Here is a 17,515-nt window from a genome sequence, read left to right on the forward strand (position 1 = left end):
ATTTATTGAAGAATACTACAGTTCTGTCACAGTAATTTCAGGTGCGCCATATACATTCTTCGCACCATGCATTACAGGACCGACATATTGATTTAATTTCCAGCCATGTGTAATTGCTGCAGCAACGAATTCTTTTGATTTAATAACCGCTTCTTTGACATCAAGACCATTTGCTAGATTAGCAGTAATGGCAGCAGCGAAAGTGCATCCAGCACCATGATTGTATGTTGTCTCAATTTTAGGCGTTTCTAATAAAAAGTGTTTTTCGCCGTTATAATACAAATCAAATGCCTTGTTTGGATCAATAGAGCGGCCGCCTTTAATGACGACATGCTTAGCGCCAATCGCATGGATTTTCTCAGCAGCTGATTTCATTTCATCAATGTTTTTAGGTGTTTTCATGCCAGCTAATTGACCAGCTTCGAATAGATTAGGTGTGGTAACTAAAGCAATCGGCAGCAAATGTGAAATCATCGCATCTACATTTCCTGGATTTAATACTTCATCTTCCCCTTTACATACCATTACAGGATCAATAACCACATTTTTAAGATGAGCCTCTTTAATCGCATCGCCGGCAGTAAGAATGACTTCTTCTGTTGATAACATGCCGGTTTTAACTGCATCTATTCCAGTAGAAAAGGCAGTTTTTAGCTGAGCTTTTAGAACATCAATAGGTAATGTATAAACACCATGTGACCAATTTGCATCAGGATCCATAGTAGCAATGACTGTTACAGCAGCCATACCGTAAGTGCCATATTCTTGGAAAGTCTTCAAGTCAGCTTCCAAACCAGCTCCGCCAGAAGCATCAGATCCGGCAATCGTTAATGTTTTCTTTAGTGACATGTTAAACACTCCTTCATAACAAGATAGGACATAGTGTAGGTTGTCCAATAATAAATGCCTCATAAATAATTTCTTTTCCCATCTATTATAGCTGTTAAACTGGCCAGTAAAAATAGCCAGAATGTAGAGAAATGAAAGGGTCAGAAAAGCTGCTAAAAGGATTCATTTAAAAATGATTTTCAGGAACTCTTAAATTTCGACAAAACGTCTACTAACCGCTAAAATAACAATAGTAGTATGCTAGATGGTAGAAAAAGAGTATAAAAGGAGGAAGTTTATGCCAAGAAACAACAAAAAGTTAACTCAATTGTTTAATAAGTATTATCGAGATAATGAACAGGCTGCGACTGTGGTGGAGGGAACCTCAATGCGACGACGCAGCTTTAGGAATATAGTAGTACTGGCTCTATTAAAAAATAAATATATGTGGGCCAGCCTTTTAATTTTATTAGTTATTTTGCTTGTACCTTTTGCTGCTTGGAAAATGATTCAAGGAAGTACTTACCAAGAGCAGAAGGGCTCTTTAGTCGAGCGCATCCAAAATTTGAATGAATTAACGACAGCAGAGGCATTTACAAAAGTTATTATTGAAAAAGAGAACAATGAGTTATTCGGGAAAGAAATCGGTATCGATTTGCCAGGTACAAAGAGAGAGTTATTAGTAGTTGTTCCAGGTGGGGTTAAAGCTGGTGTGGATTTCGAAGATGTTTCAGAAAAAAATGTAAAGCTTGACCAAAAGAACAAGGAAGCAACGATTACCTTGCCTGCCCCAAAGATTCTTGGTGAACCAGAAGTAGATTTTGATAATGTGCAAGTATTCTCCAGCGAAGGTCTTTTTCGTAACAAACCAGATATGAAAGAAGCCTTTGGTTTAACGGCTGAAGCGAAAAGGGAAATGATCAAAGAAGCCAAAACACAGGGGTTGTTGAGTAGAGCAAAAAATAATGCCAAAAACTCTGTTGCAGATATGTTTTCTTTAGTTGGCTATGATGTGACCGTAAAATTTAAGGAGTGATACGATGCCAAAAAGAATCTTTGAAAACGATTGGCAAGAAATCGTCGGCGCAGAGTTTGATAAGCCTTACTATCAAAAGCTGCGCGATTTCTTAAAAGAAGAATATGCCACACATACCGTATACCCACCAATGGAGGATATATGGAATGCGTTCCGTTATACACCCTATCATAAAGTGAAGGTAGTTATGCTGGGGCAGGATCCTTATCACGGTCCGAATCAAGCACAAGGTTTAAGCTTTTCGGTAAAAGATGGTGTGCGAAAGCCGCCAAGCCTGCAAAATATGCTGAAAGAATTACACGAGGATCTTGGATTTGACATACCAAAGGATGGGTCACTGATTAAATGGGCAAAGCAAGGCGTACTCTTATTGAACACTGTACTGACTGTTCGAGCGCATGAAGCACATTCGCACAAAAATCAAGGATGGGAACAGTTTACTGACACTGTCATAGAAAAACTGTCAGAACGGCAAGAGCCGATTGTGTTTGTCCTTTGGGGAAAACCGGCACAGCAAAAGGAAAGATTAATTGATACTTCTCGCCATGCGATTATTAAATCACCCCATCCAAGTCCATTAAGTGCACACCGTGGATTTTTTGGTAGCCGCCCGTATTCTAAAATCAATAACCAGCTTCTCTCGTGGGACGAAGAGCCGATTGACTTCAATTTGACAGATAGTGAGTAGAGACACCCTTCATCTCCACTTCGAAACATGGTAAAGTAATAGTAAAAGAAGTAGTAGTGGATAGGAGAGGGGTATACAATGATTTCTTATGATGCGGTCATCCGCGAACTAGAAAAACATATTCATCAAGCGGGCCAAAGAAGTAGTGAAGCTATGATGCGCGAAGAATTGTCCGCTATTCGAGCTTTATGTGACCTAGCGCTGCAAAGTGACAAATCACCGACACCTCATACCGTTATGCCAAAGATGATAGGGGAGACTGCATCAGACTTGTCCCATTCATCCGTTTCTTCCATGCCTAAATCGCTCACAGCCAATAAGCTGGAAGAAGAAGATGCGAACGGTGATTCACTATTTGATTTTTAGAAGGGATTGTCATATAAAATGAGTTTTTATATTTTAATTGGTGCTATACTCGCATTCTTAGCAGTAGCATTCGGAGCATTTGGCGCTCATGCGTTAAAAGACGTTTTGACAGACCACTATGCGACAGTGTATGAAACAGCCGTTCAATACCAAATGTTTCATGCAGTAGGTCTTATTTTGATAGGGATTTTAATGAGTAAAAGTTTATTTGGTCCCATTCCCTTGCTATCACGTGCAGGCATGATTATGCTGATCGGTACGATTGTATTCTCTGGTAGCCTGTATGTACTGGCAGTTACTCAAATTAAAGTGCTTGGCGCAATTACACCAATCGGAGGCGTCTTATTTTTAATTGCTTGGGTATTGGTTATGATTGCTGCAGTAAAGTTCGGTAAATAGTATTAGTCAATAATAAAAATGCCAAGTTTGTTTAATACTTGGCATTTTTGGTGTGTTCAATCAGTTCATTTTTTAAGGAGTTTGGTCAAAATACTGTAACGGTTCATCGAATTCCGCATAATCAAAGTAAATCATCGGCATGAGAAAACGATGATTTGTTTTGATATCGCGTAAAATAACATGATCTCGTCCGGCAGCTTCAATTACCCCTCTGATAATGACCACATTTTGTCCTTGAGCTGTTGCATGCTCAAATGAAAAGTGGAAAGTTCCCGGCTTACTTCTGTTTAAACGCATAATATTTTCGATGTATGACTGCTCTCTGCCCAAGTGCAGACCCCCAGTTGCTGGTCCCTGGCTAGGAGTTGTCTGTACGGTGCCTGTTGGAATAGTCACACCGCCTGCTGGGTAAGTCTGTTGTTGATAGTTCGGTGTCCAATAATATTGAACCATTTCATCTTCCCTTCTTCTATTTATACTTGCGGGCAGTCAGCTTCTGTAGGCGCATAGAAACAATGCGATTTATATCGCCCGGTGTTCCATTGTCCATACCATTGCGCAGGGCAGTCGCCAGTTGGCTTAAAGAACCATAGTCCTCGGGTTGCTGGGTGAAAACGTTCTCCGTTAATGGTTCTTTGGGCTAAACGACGATCTTGCTCTCTTGCACGTTGATAAAAGTAGCTCTTCGTTGTAGCTTCAAAGCCACCCGGACTCTGAAAAACCATTTGTTGAAGATTTCTCACATCACGGAAATCTAAACAATCTGCAAGGACTCGATTGACGCCCACGTTTCCGACCATTAACATTCCTAGTTCTCCTTCGCCTTCAGCTTCTGCCCGCATAAGTCGTGCTAAAAGGTCAAGTTCTTTTGATGTACTTTTGATGACAGGCATAACATAACCTCCTCTTCTTTATATATGCGTAGAAGATAAAATAAGAACCACCATAAACGTATAATTTGAATAGAAGAGGGGAAATAATGTAAAACGGGAGATTAGGTGTGTGGAACCTGCTTTAGTCTTTTTTTCTTTGTTCTTTATTATCCTGCGCCTCTCTGTTAATTTCCAAGTCTGTTGAGAAACGGCTTACCTGCTACTGATAGGTAAAATCCTCCAGAGAATGTTATATAGAAAGAAGTGTTGAGCCATGCAATTTGTCTTTGATTTAGAGGGAACAATCTGTTTTGAAGATCAGCCTGTGCCAGATTCAATTACGTACAGTTTAGAATGCTTGGTCCAAAAAGGACATGAGGTTATTTTTTCTTCGAGCCGTCCTATTCGCGATATGTTACCATTGTTGGCCAAAAGATTTCACGGCAACAAAATGATAGGGCGAAATGGAGCCATTCTCTGCCATAATGGAAACGTAAAGCCGAATGTTGTATTTGATGAAGAAACATTAGAGAGTATTCGGTTATTGATGAAAGAATATAAAGTAACTTATTTCATAGAAGGCGAGTGGGATTATTCATATACTGGTCCAGCTGACCACCCGATTGCTGAAACGATCGATCCTAATGGCCTTGGGGTTAATAAACCCTTAGATAAGCTTGAACATGTTGTAAAGATTACGATTGTCACGTCATTTAATATGGCGATTCTGCGTAAAAAACTAGATGAATTAAACGTGATTATCCATACACATTACCAACTAGGTATGCTTGATATCACACCATGTGGCATTCAAAAGTGGAAAGCATTAAAAAAGCTGGGCATTGAGAAAGGGGCATACATTACCTTTGGTGATGATGAGTATGATATTCCGGTTTTTGAGCATGCGAAGCACAGTGTCATGGTAGGTGATCATCCGCTGTTAGCGCTATATGCGGATGAATGCATATCAAAGAATCAGCCAATTGAGGAGCAAATTGTAGAAAAGCTTGAAGAATTGGATCAGCGATTTGCCTATTAAAAAAGACCAGCCATCTCATAATATGAGAGCTGGTCTTTTCGTATTAATCTTTAATCGCTAAAAATTTCTCTAATTTTTCGTTGTCCATAATATTGCCGACGAAGAATTCACCGAAATCAGCGTAGCGTGCTGACACTTCATCAAAACGCATTTCATAAATCAATTTTTTGAATTCCAATACATCATGTGCAAATAATGTAACGCCCCATTCGTGGTCATCGAAACCAATAGAACCAGAAATGATTTGCTTTACTTTTCCTGCATAGCTGCGGCCGATTAGTCCGTGGGAGTGCATTAATTTACGACGTTCATCCATTTCTAACATATACCAGTTAGCGCCTTTTTGGCGGCGTTTGTCCATTGGGTAGAAACAGATATGTTCCCAACGAGGCAATTCAGGATATAGGCGTGCACGCACATGCGGGTTTTGATATGGATCTTCAGCAGGACCATCATCTTTAGGCTTGCCTGCTAAATAGTTGGAAAGCTCCACTACTGAAACATAGGAATAAGTAGGGATTGTGAAATCAGCAATCGCAAGTTTATTGAATTCATTTTCAAGTTCTTGCAATTCTTCCATTGTTTCACGTAATGTCATAATTACGAAATCAGCTTTTTGTCCTACGATCGAGTAGAATGCATGGCTGCCTGTTTTGTTTTCGTCCGCTTCGTTCAGCTTATCAAGATATTGAATAAATTCATCAACAGCTGCTTTGCGTTCTTCTTTCGAAACTAATTTCCATGATGTCCAGTCCATTGCACGAAAATCATGCAATACGTACCAGCCGTCAAGTGTTTGTGCTGCTTCAATCATTGTAAGAAACACTCCTTTAAACTCTAAAATCAATACTCCCTCATTTTAACAGAAATAAAGCGAAACTTCACTTAGTGAAAGCTCTTCAAGCTACTGATATACTCTTTTATGAACGTTTTGAGGCAAGAGTCAGTATTCGTTAGCGCAGAGTGAGAAGAGAGTTTCTTTCACATCTTTGATTCATGTATTATTCGTGAGATAATGAAATAATAATACTAACCATGCAGGAGAAGAGAACATGAAAGATTATTTACATCAAAAAGTTTGGCGTTTTATTGATCAATCTATGAGTGGTATTGACCGTTCTCCATTAGAATCTTTTGCTGCTGATGATACATTATGCCAGTTAGTAGGGCAGGGACAATCTCCTGCTAGTGTGCGAACATGGGTGCATAACGATTCGGTAGTGCTGGGGATTCAAGACCATCGTCTACCTCATATAAAAGAGGGCATGGACTTATTAAGCAGTCGAGGCTACGTGCCAATCGTACGGAATTCAGGTGGCCTGGCTGTTGTGTTAGATCCTGGTGTCCTAAACATTTCGTTAATTCTAACAGAGCAGGAAGAACGGATTGATATTAATACAGGCTATGAAATTATGGTAGAACTCATCAAAATGCTCTTTCCACAAGTAGCTGACCAAATAGAAGCGTATGAAATTGTCGGCTCTTATTGTCCAGGTTCTTATGATTTAAGCATCAATGGAAAGAAATTTGCAGGCATCTCGCAGCGAAGAATGCGCCAAGGAATCGCGGTGCAAATCTATCTGTGCTTAGAAGGAAGCGGTGTAGAGAGAGCTGCATTGATCAAAGATTTTTATCAAGTCAGCTTGCGGGGGGAACAAACAAAATTCCATTACCCTGACATCAAGCCAGAGGTCATGGCTTCACTCAGTGAATTATTAGGCGAAGAGATTACAGTACAGCAAACGGTCATTGAATTGCAAAATCTATTAGCATTACTAAGTGACCAATTAGCCATCGGTCAATTTCAGGAAGAGGAAATTGAATTATATTCATTTTATTTAAAGAGAGTTTTCGAACGAAATCAATCAATGCTACCGATAGATGAGTAGAATACTGTCGATTTCCCGGGAAATAGGTTAAAAGCTAGATATCATAAAGAGGCTTGGTCAGAACAAATTTAATAAAGTGTAGCGTGAAGTGGAGTATGGAGCGCCTCTTACAAAATGCGCCGTCTGAAACGGAGCAAAAAGAATAACCGAACAAATGCGACAGTGAAAGTCACATTATAGTTCGGTTTTTTCTTTAGCTAAACTATTTCTTGATATTATTCTTCAATTCCAACGGTTGGTACATCTTCTTTTTTCACAAGATTACCGTTGCGTTCCATCGTAAAGACAGGTGCGATATGTTCATCCTCTGTCCCAAGTGTCATAAGGCGTCTTGCACGATTCATTACTTGCATGAATTGCTCATAGTCTTTTTTCATGTTGCGGTGTTCTTTTTCTAAGCGTAAGACTTCTTTTTCTAATTGTGACGCTTTATCATTTGCAATATTTGCTAGGTGGCGCCATCTTGTCACCTCTTCATCATGAAAATCGCTCTGTTGCAAACGCATTAGATACGCAATGACTAAATCAATTGACATGGCAGATAGAGGGATGGACCTTGTTGTTTCACTATGTTTATCGTTAGGCAATAAGTAGAGACCAGCTGTTCTTCTTCGTACAGTAGTACCGTAGACTCGCATTCTTTCCTTGCGTTCTTTCTTTGCTGAAGATAGTTCTTTCTCATAGTTTTTGCGTACTACTGCATTCCAGCGGAAGCCACAAGCTGCAGCCGTACGGTTAAGTGCATCACCAGCTTCTTCAAAGGCCGTCAGCTGTGTGCTCCCTTCTTTTACGTGGCGTAAAACGGCTTCTGCCAATAGTTCGTCGTTTTCTGGTAACCAAGCATCTTGTCTCGTTTTCATTGTTTAAAACCTCCTATTTGTTTCATAGGATTAGCGTAGACAGTTTTACTATTTTTTATTCAATAACTTCTAATAGGTTTAAAAGAAAATGTCTTGAATGAGAGATAGAAAATACGATACACTATAATTAATATGAACTAAAAGAGCGTTATGACTTGAAAGCGGGAGAGTCCGCCTGCAGCGGAAATGCAGTATAGTAAGTATAAAAATTAGTTCATTTTTAGAATGATACTAACTTGAAATTGAGATATAGAAAGGGTTGGAGACAAAATGGCAAACGAATTTCGTGTTTGCGATGAGTGTCAAGCCGTTAATTTAAAAACATTAATACCTAAGTTAAAGACGGTAGATCCAGATGCAGTGATTGATATCAAATGTCAATCTTATTGTGGGCCGGGTCTTCGAAAAACATTCACAATCGTAAATAATCGTCCATGTGCAGCACATACAGAAGAAGAATTGATTCCCAAAGTAGTAGCTAAATTAAAGTCTCAAAAGAAGCTGCCGGAAAGTTATCAAGAATAAATATGTACAATTACTATTCCACCTTTCAATAAGGTGGTTTTTTCGTATATAATGGTGAAATATAGTGCATAATAGGACACTTTGGAGAAAAAGGGAGGTTCCGAATTGGATTATGCGACAAAAAAATTAGCGGAAGAAAAGGTGTTTAAAGATCCGGTACATCGCTATATCCATGTGCGAGATCAAGTGATTTGGGATTTGATCGGCACGAGGGAATTTCAGCGTTTACGACGGATTAAACAGCTCGGTACGACGTATTTAGTGTTTCATGGTGCAGAACATAGTCGTTTTAGCCATTCTTTGGGGGTATACGAAATTGTCCGCCGAATGGTAGACGATATCTTCATAGACATGCCAGAGTGGGATGAAAGCGAACGTCTCGTGGTTCTTTGTGCTGCATTATTGCATGATCTTGGCCACGGCCCTTTTTCACATTCCTTTGAACATGTTTTTGATTTAGACCATGAGGAATTCACACGAGCAATTATTTTAGGAGATACAGAGGTAAACCATGTATTGACACGCGTTTCACCTGAATTTCCGCAAAAAGTTTCAGACGTCATTGCCAAAACATATGAGAATAAACAAGTTGTCAGTATGATTTCCAGCCAAATTGATGCGGATCGCATGGATTATCTGCAGCGAGATGCTTACTTTACAGGTGTCAGCTATGGTCACTTTGATATGGAACGAATCCTACGTGTCATGAGACCAAAAGAAGAGCAGGTCGTCATCAAGTCAAGTGGGATGCATGCGGTAGAAGACTATATTATGAGTCGCTATCAAATGTATTGGCAGGTTTATTTCCACCCAGTTTCCCGCAGTGCAGAAGTAATCTTAACGAAGATTCTTCATCGTGCAAAAGACTTGAGCCAGGGAAACTATCAATTCAAGCAAGAACCTACACATTTTATGGCGTTTTTCCAAAACAATATCGAACTAGAAGATTATATTGCACTTGATGAAAATATTTTGCTTACTTATTTTCAAATGTGGATGCAAGAAAGTGATCCGATATTAAGCGATTTAAGCCGCCGTTTTATTAATAGAAAGTTATTTAAATATATAGAATTTGATCCTGCAAATGAATATGAAAAATTAAGTGATCTAAAAGAGTTATTTTATCAAGCGGGCATTGACCCTAAATATTATTTAGTTCACGATTCTATCTCAGATTTACCATACGATTTTTACCGGCCAGGAGAAGAAGAAGAGCGCGTACCCATCCAGTTGTTAATGCCGAATGGTAAAACGCGTGAACTATCAAGATGCTCTGAAATTGTTGAAGCTATTTCAGGGAAACGAAGATCTGATCATAAGTTATATTTTCCGGAAGAAGTTTTGCTGCAGGATGGTACTCAAAAAACGCTAAAAAAACAAATATTAAAAGTACTGAGAGGTTAAGCTTCTCGAAAGGAGAAAAACGTGCTAGAAGAACATGCAAAAGTCGTACAATTTGTATCTTTAGCTGGAAGTGTTACGGGACGGAAAAAGCTGCAAAAGATGGTTTATATCGCAAAAAAAATGAAGTTTCCTTTCAATGAGAAATATCAATTTCATATTTATGGTCCCTATTCGGAGGAGCTTACTTTGCGCGTAGAAGAGCTATGCACGATGGGTTTTTTAACGGAAGAAATGGAAGATAAGGGGTCCTATGTGCAGTACACATATCAAGTGACTGATAAAGGAACAAACTTTTCGAAGCATATGTGCGAGGAACAGCAGCATTTAAATGAAGTCGTAGAGGTACTAAACAGTAAAAGTGCCCGCTTTTTGGAGCTTGTTTCTACGCTATTGTTTTTTGATGAACTTCCGAAAGAAGATCGGATTCAAAAAGTGCATGTGGTAAAAGGAAAATTGAAATTTACAGAGACAGAAATGAATGAAGCATTTTCACTTATTGAGGCATTAGAGGAAATCAAATTGAATGCAAATTAATTATAGAATGTGGACAAGGAATCTTGTTCACGTTTTTTTATAGCAAAGAAAACAGACAAGGGGAAATTTTTAGTCTTAGAAAAAGTACAAGTAGAATGGTTCCGCTCCAACCGGGGCTTTCGCTTAAGCTTATTCCGTAGGAGTCACGGCTTCCGCTGCACAAATGTTATAAATTTTTTGATGCAATATTTTAATAAAGTGGGTATTCGACTCGCAGATTCGATACACCCACTTCAATTAGCACATTCAATGTCTGTTTTAAATGTTTATTAGACTTCGCTTTTACGGACGCCGCCTACAGCGTAGTGTTCTTTTTTCATCTCTTCAATAATGATAGAGATATTTTCTTTAGGCGCATTCACACTTTCGGATACTGCGTCTGTGACTGATTTGACAAGCTGGTGTTTTTGTTCGTCTGTACGTCCTTCAAGCATTTTAATCGTTACGATAGGCATAAGAAGTCTCCTTGTGTAAAATGTAGTGTATAGTGGTAATCATAACGTATACGGAGGAATTATGAAATGGCAAATGAACAGCAACCGAAAAAAATGGAATTTACCATAATTAAAAACAATCCTACCGATGGCCACAAAGGGTTTGGAATTGGTTCCATCACACTTGAGAATGTCTCTCCGGTCATCATCGATGTGATTGAAAAAACAGCGGAAGTAGATATTGGTGCAATGCATGCAAGAAGTGCAGTAGAAAAGGGTATCAAATTTACAACAGACCGTAAAGATTCTGAAGGTGGCAAACCGTACTGGCTTGTATGGGTAACGATTGAACAAAAAGAAAACGGGCCATATTATGCTGGTGTGACTGCATGTGAAATGGTAGTCAATCGCGAAAAACGCAGAGGCTACAAGATACTGGCAGAGCATGTCAACAAAATGGATAAATCCATGAAAAGAAATATTATGATTGATGAAATGGATACGACGTCAAAACAGGTCCTTGGAGAGTTTTTGAAAAACTTTAATGAAGAGATGTGGAAAAACAGCAGCCCTTCATTACATGCTGATTTAGGCTTTGAATGATCCAATTTTTGTCGAACATGCGCTTTTTTCTGGCACTTTCTAATTACGTGGTTGAAAGTGTTCTGGAAAGGAAGTACACTAGAATTAAAGCTTGCAAATGTAAGCTAGGACATATGCTGTGCGAGAAGTTGTATGGTTCTCATTAGCCATCCCAAGGGCGAAAGGATATATGCAGTCATCTTGAAGCAGAAAACTTCCACCCCAAAGGTTAACGGACACCTTTGGAATGGAAGTTTTTTTAGTTTGTTATTCAAATAAAGAGAACGGGAACAGACTCCATGTTTCATCTGTTTCTTTTGTCAATTCATTAACGATAGAAGGATCTGTGCATTTTTTCTTGGGCATATCTTTTTTCTTGAGATATACTAATCGCTGTCTGCCACATGCTTTTGTAGCAATGCCCCCAGTTTCAACATCTATGATAGCGGATTGAACTCCTTTTGGTGCGATAAAAGGTTCGCTTGGAGTATCTTTCAGTGCCCCTTCCATAAAGTCAATCCAGATATGCTTTGTAGCTCGTGCATCTTCTTCACTTGAGAGCTGTTTGCCCTGGTCGTATCCGTTCCATACACCCGCTGTTAATGATGGCGTAAAGCCGATCATCATTTGGTCTGTCAGGGTCGTACCTGATTTTGCAGCATAAGGTCTTGTTTGTCTGTTGCGCAGACTTACACCTGTAGCAGGGGTATAGTCATTAAACACAGGGTCAAACATGCCTGTCATCAACTGAGTTAAAATGAAATTCTCATCTTTTTTCAGCACTCTTTTTTCTTCACGTTTTTCTTCGACTTCATAAATTAATTTGCCTTCGCCATCCTTGATAGAGAGCACGGTAATTGGTGATCTCTTAACTCCGCCTGCAGCAAGTGTGTTGTATGCAGATGTAATATCCTTCAGCGTCACTTCTGTTGTACCAAGTGCCACAGAAGGTGTATTTTGTAGGGTTTCACCAATGCCAAAGCGATTGAGCATTTGCTTGAATTTACGATGTCCTACTTCCTCATAGGTTTTTACGGCAAAAATATTGTCAGAGATGGCCAGGGCTTGTGCAAGCGAAATAGGGTGATTGGCAAATTTGCCATTTACATTTTTAGGTTCATACTCTGAACGTCCACCGTCATAGGTGAAAATCGTTTTTTCAGCATCCATAAACGTAATCGGTGAAAAATCATTTTCCAATGCCGTCGCATATAAGAATGGTTTAATGGCAGAACCTGGTTGTCTTTTCGCTTGGGTGACACGATTATAGGAACTCTCTGTATAATGGGTGCCTCCTACTAATGAAGTCACATATCCTGTTTTAGGATCCATGCTGACAAATCCAACTTGAAGACCAGAGTTTGGCATGTTTTTCTCTACAGCTTCCTCTGCAGCTTTTTGGTGGAGCGGATTTAAAGTCGTTTGGATGGTCCAACCGCCTTCTGCAATGTTCCGACCATTTTTCTCCAAAATCTTTTTAGCCTCCGCCCAAACTGTATCGACAAAGTAAGGAGCATTCATTTTATCGCTATCCCACTCGTCATATTTAAATGTTAAGTTTTCATTTTGTGCGCGTTCTTTTGCTTCTTCTGTAATCATCTCTTTATTTCTCATCAACGACAAGATTAGCTGCTGTCTGTTATGATTATTTTCTTCACTTGCCAGAGGCGAGTAGATGCTCGGCCCTTTCGGTATTGCTACCAGCGATGCAGCCTCAGGAAGTGTAAGTTCTTTTGCTGGCTTGGCGAAATAATAGCGGCTGGCAGCTTCAATTCCATACATACCATGACCAAAATAAACTGTATTCAAATATCCTTCTAGAATCTGATCTTTATCATAGAAAGTTTCTAATCGATACGTATAGAGGGCTTCATTCATTTTACGAAGCCACGTTTTATCGTGTGAAAGATATAAATTGCGGGCATACTGTTGAGTAATCGTACTAGCACCTTGCACTTTTTTCATTGCTTTCACATCTTGTACGATGGCGCCTGCAATCCGTGTATAGTCAAAACCATTGTGCTTATAAAAATTTTGGTCTTCAGTAGCAATCAATGCTTTTGTTACAAAAGGCGAAATATCATCTAACCCTACCCAGTAACGACGTTGTCCGGCAAATTTATCTCCAATTTGTTCCCCGCTAGTATCTAAAAAAACGGTTGCCTTAGGAACAGTTAAAGATGGAGCCCCTGTAATTTGAGCGTAAACACGGAGTGAGACCAGAGCAGTAATGACGCTTGAGGCACACACGACCATCAATATGACTAACTGCCGTAGTCGCAGCTTCTTTTTTCGTTGCTTATGATATTCAGCTCGGTTCATCCTATCGCTTCCTTTCCTATCGTTGAAACTAGTATGTGAAGAGATTGCACAAACTAAACGGAAAGAATAGCGCGAAATTTGATGAAAAACGAATAAATAGCAGGACAGATCTTAAAAATCTGAATACAAAAAAAGCGCCAATGGCTATTCGTCCATTGGCACAGGAGTTTTGTGGATTTGATTATAGTGTACGATTTGATTGTTTCCTTTTGTTGCTGCAAGTCGAAAGGCATCATGTGTGGATTGAGCGATTTCGTAAATCGATTTGCCGTTCTCAGGATAGTTGGCAATACCAATACTGACAGAGATAGAAGTACTCCGTCCGTCTTCTAAATCAACTGAAATCTTAGAGATGGATTTACTGATTTCATACGCATACTGCAAGCTAGTTGCAGGGGGCAAGTCTTTGCATATCAAGTAAAATTCTTCTCCACTAATCCGGATAGAGGTAGAACCAGGATGTTCTCTATTAAATTCTTTTAGCAATTCGCCAATCTTTCTTAAAAATTGGTCGCCCACCATGACACCGTATTTCATGTTAATCTTGCTGAATTGGTCAATGTCAATCAATAGCAGAGCGAACGGAATTTCGCTTTGAATGTAACGATCTATAATGCACTTACATTTTCGGATATTTGGCAAGCCTGTTAAAAAATCAGTTTCCACCATTTTTTCGATCGTATGAATTTTATTAAACTGATTATTTAAGAGACGTATTACAAAAGCAGTTATATATAGTGCTGGAACCGAAATAATGAATAATTGTACAGCACTTATCAACCAATTTTCTGCATGAAGTACAATGCTAGAAGCGTAAAAAAGAATAGAAAGCAACAAATAATAATGCAAATTCCGAAATTTAATCGGTTTCCACCAAGCTAGTAAGGCGAGAATAAGTCCTACTATGATGGTCAAAATTCCAGAATGGATGGAAATTTCCGAGAGACCGGAAATATATATGCGCGTTATGCCAATTAATGTTGCCGCAATACCCATAGAAATAGGGCCGCCAAGCCATCCGGATAACAACAAAAGCACATTCCGCAAATCGCCGTTTATTAGATATTCGCTCTTAAAATGGGTGGATGCTTTCATTAAAAGCAAACCTGTAATAGAAGCAGCAAAACCAACAATCCATGGATGGAATTCCTTATAGATGCCAGTAGATTGCTCAAGTAACTGATAGGCAAGGTAAAAGGAAATGACAAAAGTAAATAATAGCGAAAAATAAACTGCGTATTCAAGAAACACGAAATATCACCGCCTAAAGTCTTCTATCTATTATACCATTTACCTAGATAGCGAGAAGAAAAATTTTTTCAATCTGCATAAAGAAATGTTAAAATGTATTTTTATTCTGAAATAGATTTGCTTTGGACACATTGAGGGTAGGTTGGTTAAACTGACAGAAAGGGGTTCAATCGCAAGTTGTACCTTGAAATGAACTCCTCTCCTATCCTATAATAAAAAGGTTATATTAAGTAGAAAATGGAGGCATCACTTATGCCAGATGCTCTTTCAATACCGGTACAATTAAAAATAACTTCAACAATCACACAACAAGGTGAAAAGCCTGAGCAGATTGAGTTTTGGTCTGAGGGTACCCTTATGGAAAAACGCGGACAAATCTATTTGCAATACACCGAAGTGCAAGAGGACTCACATATACGGACAACATTGCGGTTTGGCGATAAGGATGCAATGATTATTCGCAATGGTGATGTTAAGATGCGCATGCCATTTGTCGTGGGAGAATCACAAAGGGGCCATTATCAAAGCCAATTTGGACAACTACCGTTATTTACTCAGGTGAAGGAAATGAAATACCATCCATCGGAAACTACGCACAGCGGCCGATTTTATCTACAGTACGAATTAATTATCGGTTCCGAACATGCGGGAAACTTTATATTAGAACTACAGTACACGGAGGGAAATAAATGAACGCAGTAGAACAAGTGCAACAAGCCATTAAAGATGCGCTAAAAGCAGCTATTCAAAAAGCGGGCATCATTGAAGATGCGAGTTCTTTGAATATTCACCTTGAAACACCGAAAAGCAAAGAGAATGGTGACTATGCTACGAATGTGGCGATGCAGCTAACTAAGCTGGCTAAAAAGCCACCTCGTGCGATAGCAGAAGCGATCCTTGAAAACCTTGAAACAGAACAAACAAATATTGAAAACATCGATATTGCAGGCCCAGGTTTTATGAACATCACATTGCGCAAAGATTACTTAGCAGATGTTGTGAAGATGGTCTTAGATCAAGGCGTTAATTATGGCCGTACAAACACAGGCAAAGGGGAAAAGGTCCAAGTTGAATTTGTTTCTGCAAACCCAACTGGTGATCTTCACTTAGGACATGCGCGTGGCGCTTCAGTCGGCGATTCTTTGTGCAATGTGTTAGACTTTGCTGGCTATGATGTTTCTCGTGAATATTATATTAATGATGCTGGTAACCAAATCAATAAATTGGCGAACTCTCTTGAGGCAAGATACCGCGAAGCGCTTGGTTTGCCATTCGATATGCCTGAAGACGGATATCATGGGAAAGACATTATTGAAATCGCTAAAGAGCTTTCAGCAGAATATGGCCCTGAAATCCTTGATAAGTCAGATGAAGAACGATTTGAGTTTTTCCGTGAGCATGGATTAAAGCATGAATTCGGCAAGCTACAAAAAGATTTGCACGATTTCCGTGTGGATTTCGATGTTTGGTTCTCTGAAACATCACTTTACAAAGACGGAAAAGTGGAAACAGCTCTTCAAAAATTAAGAGATAACGGACATGTATTCGAACAAGACGGTGCCATTTGGTTCCGCTCTACTACATTTGGCGATGATAAAGATCGTGTATTAGTAAAATCAGACGGTTCTTACACTTATCTAACACCAGATATTTCTTATCACGAAGATAAATTACGTCGTGGCTTTGACCAATTGATCAATATCTGGGGTGCAGACCATCATGGTTATATTCCACGTATGAAAGCTGCGATTGAAGCACTTGGCTATGACCGTGACCGATTAGAAGTGGAAGTCATTCAAATGGTTAACCTAATGCGTAACGGCGAGAAAGTGAAAATGTCTAAACGTACGGGGAATGCAGTTACACTTCGTGAGTTGGTAGAAGAAGTTGGCCTAGATGCAGTACGCTATAACTTTGCTATGCGTGCAGGTGACTCTCATTTAGATTTTGATTTGGATTTGGCTGTTAAACAATCAAACGAAAACCCTGTATATTACGCACAATATGCTCATGCGCGTATTAGCTCAATCTTGCGCCAAAGCGCAGAAAAAGGGTTTGTACCTTCAATCGAACACCTTGACGCTTTGTCTACAGAAAAAGATATTGAGTTGTTGAAAAAAGTAGGCGATTTCCCGCAAATCGTAGCTGACGCTGCTCGTGTACGTGCACCGCACCGTATCGCCAACTATATTCAAGAACTTGCCGCAACTTTCCACCGCTTCTACAATGCTGAAAAAGTATTAGATGAAGAAAATAAAGACCGTTCAGAAGCACGCCTTGCACTTATCACAGCAGTTCGCACAACGATTGCGAATGCGCTAAAATTGATTGGCGTTTCTGCACCAGAAAAAATGTAATAAATATAACTCTTAAAAAGCGGAGCCAACAACACCATATTGTTGCTCTGCTTTTTTGTTGATAAACGACTTCACCTAGTTGGAAATTGCCTAACTAGAATAATCTATTAAATATCTCTTCCTAATTTA

General features: G+C 39.3%; 20 protein-coding genes. 12 read left to right on the top strand and 8 right to left on the bottom strand.

The annotated features are described in order from the left end of the window. Positions 1-15: 15 nt before the first annotated feature. A complete protein-coding gene (gene thiD, locus AC6CHJ_RS00660; RefSeq protein ID WP_147195497.1) occupies positions 16-849 on the bottom strand; it encodes a bifunctional hydroxymethylpyrimidine kinase/phosphomethylpyrimidine kinase in 834 nt (277 codons plus the stop codon). 244 nt (positions 850-1,093) lie between these two features. On the opposite strand from thiD, the gene AC6CHJ_RS00665 reads away from it, so the two are divergent. The 4 genes from AC6CHJ_RS00665 (at position 1,094) to AC6CHJ_RS00680 (ending at position 3,317) form a co-directional block, all read left to right on the top strand. Next, a complete protein-coding gene (locus tag AC6CHJ_RS00665; protein ID WP_498286991.1) occupies positions 1,094-1,864 on the top strand; it encodes a DUF4230 domain-containing protein in 771 nt (256 codons plus the stop codon). 4 nt (positions 1,865-1,868) lie between these two features. Continuing rightward, entirely contained in the window at positions 1,869-2,552 is a 684-nt protein-coding gene (locus tag AC6CHJ_RS00670; RefSeq protein ID WP_498286992.1) for a uracil-DNA glycosylase, read from the top strand. A gap of 78 nt (positions 2,553-2,630) precedes the next feature. Next, the gene (locus AC6CHJ_RS00675; protein WP_392995455.1) at positions 2,631-2,918 is read left to right on the top strand and encodes a YwdI family protein; all 288 of its coding nucleotides are present in this window, start codon (positions 2,631-2,633) and stop codon (positions 2,916-2,918) included. An 18-nt stretch (positions 2,919-2,936) separates the two neighbouring features. Further along, positions 2,937-3,317 carry a DUF423 domain-containing protein gene (locus tag AC6CHJ_RS00680; protein WP_066791652.1) on the top strand — a complete coding sequence of 127 codons (381 nt, stop codon included), beginning with the start codon at positions 2,937-2,939 and terminating at the stop codon, positions 3,315-3,317. Between the two features lie 72 nt (positions 3,318-3,389). Here AC6CHJ_RS00680 and gerQ read toward each other — a convergent pair whose 3' ends face one another. Both gerQ and AC6CHJ_RS00690 read right to left on the bottom strand, forming a co-directional pair. After that, the gene (gene gerQ, locus AC6CHJ_RS00685; RefSeq protein ID WP_066791654.1) at positions 3,390-3,770 is read right to left on the bottom strand and encodes a spore coat protein GerQ; all 381 of its coding nucleotides are present in this window, start codon (positions 3,768-3,770) and stop codon (positions 3,390-3,392) included. A 20-nt stretch (positions 3,771-3,790) separates the two neighbouring features. Further along, positions 3,791-4,210, bottom strand: a complete 420-nt coding sequence (locus AC6CHJ_RS00690; RefSeq protein ID WP_066791656.1) for a cell wall hydrolase — start codon at positions 4,208-4,210, stop codon at positions 3,791-3,793. A gap of 253 nt (positions 4,211-4,463) precedes the next feature. Here AC6CHJ_RS00690 and AC6CHJ_RS00695 point away from each other — a divergent pair, with 253 nt between their 5' ends. Beyond that, entirely contained in the window at positions 4,464-5,228 is a 765-nt protein-coding gene (locus AC6CHJ_RS00695) for an HAD-IIB family hydrolase (RefSeq protein ID WP_147195489.1), read from the top strand. Between the two features lie 43 nt (positions 5,229-5,271). Here the strand turns inward: AC6CHJ_RS00695 and hemQ are convergent, their stop codons facing one another. Next, a complete protein-coding gene (gene hemQ, locus AC6CHJ_RS00700) occupies positions 5,272-6,042 on the bottom strand; it encodes a hydrogen peroxide-dependent heme synthase (protein WP_147195487.1) in 771 nt (256 codons plus the stop codon). A 238-nt stretch (positions 6,043-6,280) separates the two neighbouring features. On the opposite strand from hemQ, the gene lipL reads away from it, so the two are divergent. Further along, complete coding sequence (lipL, locus tag AC6CHJ_RS00705) at positions 6,281-7,117, top strand: octanoyl-[GcvH]:protein N-octanoyltransferase (protein WP_498286993.1); 837 nt, start codon at positions 6,281-6,283, stop codon at positions 7,115-7,117. A gap of 215 nt (positions 7,118-7,332) precedes the next feature. Here the strand turns inward: lipL and AC6CHJ_RS00710 are convergent, their stop codons facing one another. After that, complete coding sequence (locus tag AC6CHJ_RS00710) at positions 7,333-7,977, bottom strand: RsfA family transcriptional regulator (protein WP_066791663.1); 645 nt, start codon at positions 7,975-7,977, stop codon at positions 7,333-7,335. A 270-nt stretch (positions 7,978-8,247) separates the two neighbouring features. Between AC6CHJ_RS00710 and AC6CHJ_RS00715 the strand changes: the two genes are divergently transcribed. The 3 genes from AC6CHJ_RS00715 to AC6CHJ_RS00725 all read left to right on the top strand — a co-directional run bounded on the left by AC6CHJ_RS00715 (position 8,248) and on the right by AC6CHJ_RS00725 (position 10,440). Beyond that, entirely contained in the window at positions 8,248-8,502 is a 255-nt protein-coding gene (locus AC6CHJ_RS00715) for a YuzB family protein (protein WP_066791665.1), read from the top strand. 105 nt (positions 8,503-8,607) lie between these two features. Further along, entirely contained in the window at positions 8,608-9,906 is a 1,299-nt protein-coding gene (locus AC6CHJ_RS00720) for an HD domain-containing protein (RefSeq protein ID WP_147195483.1), read from the top strand. Between the two features lie 21 nt (positions 9,907-9,927). After that, on the top strand, positions 9,928-10,440 hold the full coding sequence (locus tag AC6CHJ_RS00725) for a YwgA family protein (protein WP_392995446.1): 513 nt from the start codon (positions 9,928-9,930) through the stop codon (positions 10,438-10,440). Between the two features lie 269 nt (positions 10,441-10,709). On the opposite strand, the gene thmT is transcribed toward AC6CHJ_RS00725, so the two are convergent. Beyond that, positions 10,710-10,895: a 2-hydroxymuconate tautomerase gene (thmT, locus tag AC6CHJ_RS00730; RefSeq protein WP_066791671.1), complete on the bottom strand. Its 186-nt coding sequence runs from the start codon at positions 10,893-10,895 to the stop codon at positions 10,710-10,712. A gap of 66 nt (positions 10,896-10,961) precedes the next feature. On the opposite strand from thmT, the gene AC6CHJ_RS00735 reads away from it, so the two are divergent. Beyond that, positions 10,962-11,477 (top strand): YwhD family protein, encoded by a 516-nt coding sequence (locus tag AC6CHJ_RS00735; RefSeq protein ID WP_249775251.1) that lies wholly within the window; start codon positions 10,962-10,964, stop codon positions 11,475-11,477. Between the two features lie 246 nt (positions 11,478-11,723). Here AC6CHJ_RS00735 and AC6CHJ_RS00740 read toward each other — a convergent pair whose 3' ends face one another. Both AC6CHJ_RS00740 and AC6CHJ_RS00745 read right to left on the bottom strand, forming a co-directional pair. Beyond that, positions 11,724-13,778: a transglycosylase domain-containing protein gene (locus AC6CHJ_RS00740; RefSeq protein ID WP_066791676.1), complete on the bottom strand. Its 2,055-nt coding sequence runs from the start codon at positions 13,776-13,778 to the stop codon at positions 11,724-11,726. Between the two features lie 144 nt (positions 13,779-13,922). Next, positions 13,923-15,029, bottom strand: coding sequence for a GGDEF domain-containing protein (locus tag AC6CHJ_RS00745; protein WP_147195477.1), 1,107 nt, complete (start codon positions 15,027-15,029; stop codon positions 13,923-13,925). Between the two features lie 252 nt (positions 15,030-15,281). Here AC6CHJ_RS00745 and AC6CHJ_RS00750 point away from each other — a divergent pair, with 252 nt between their 5' ends. Next, the gene (locus AC6CHJ_RS00750) at positions 15,282-15,722 is read left to right on the top strand and encodes a YwiB family protein (protein WP_066791681.1); all 441 of its coding nucleotides are present in this window, start codon (positions 15,282-15,284) and stop codon (positions 15,720-15,722) included. Then, positions 15,719-17,386 (top strand): arginine--tRNA ligase, encoded by a 1,668-nt coding sequence (gene argS, locus AC6CHJ_RS00755; protein ID WP_498286994.1) that lies wholly within the window; start codon positions 15,719-15,721, stop codon positions 17,384-17,386. The genes AC6CHJ_RS00750 and argS overlap by 4 nt, the downstream gene beginning before the upstream one ends. Positions 17,387-17,515: the final 129 nt, after the last annotated feature.

This window comes from Rummeliibacillus sp. GQ308, from assembly GCF_059759115.1.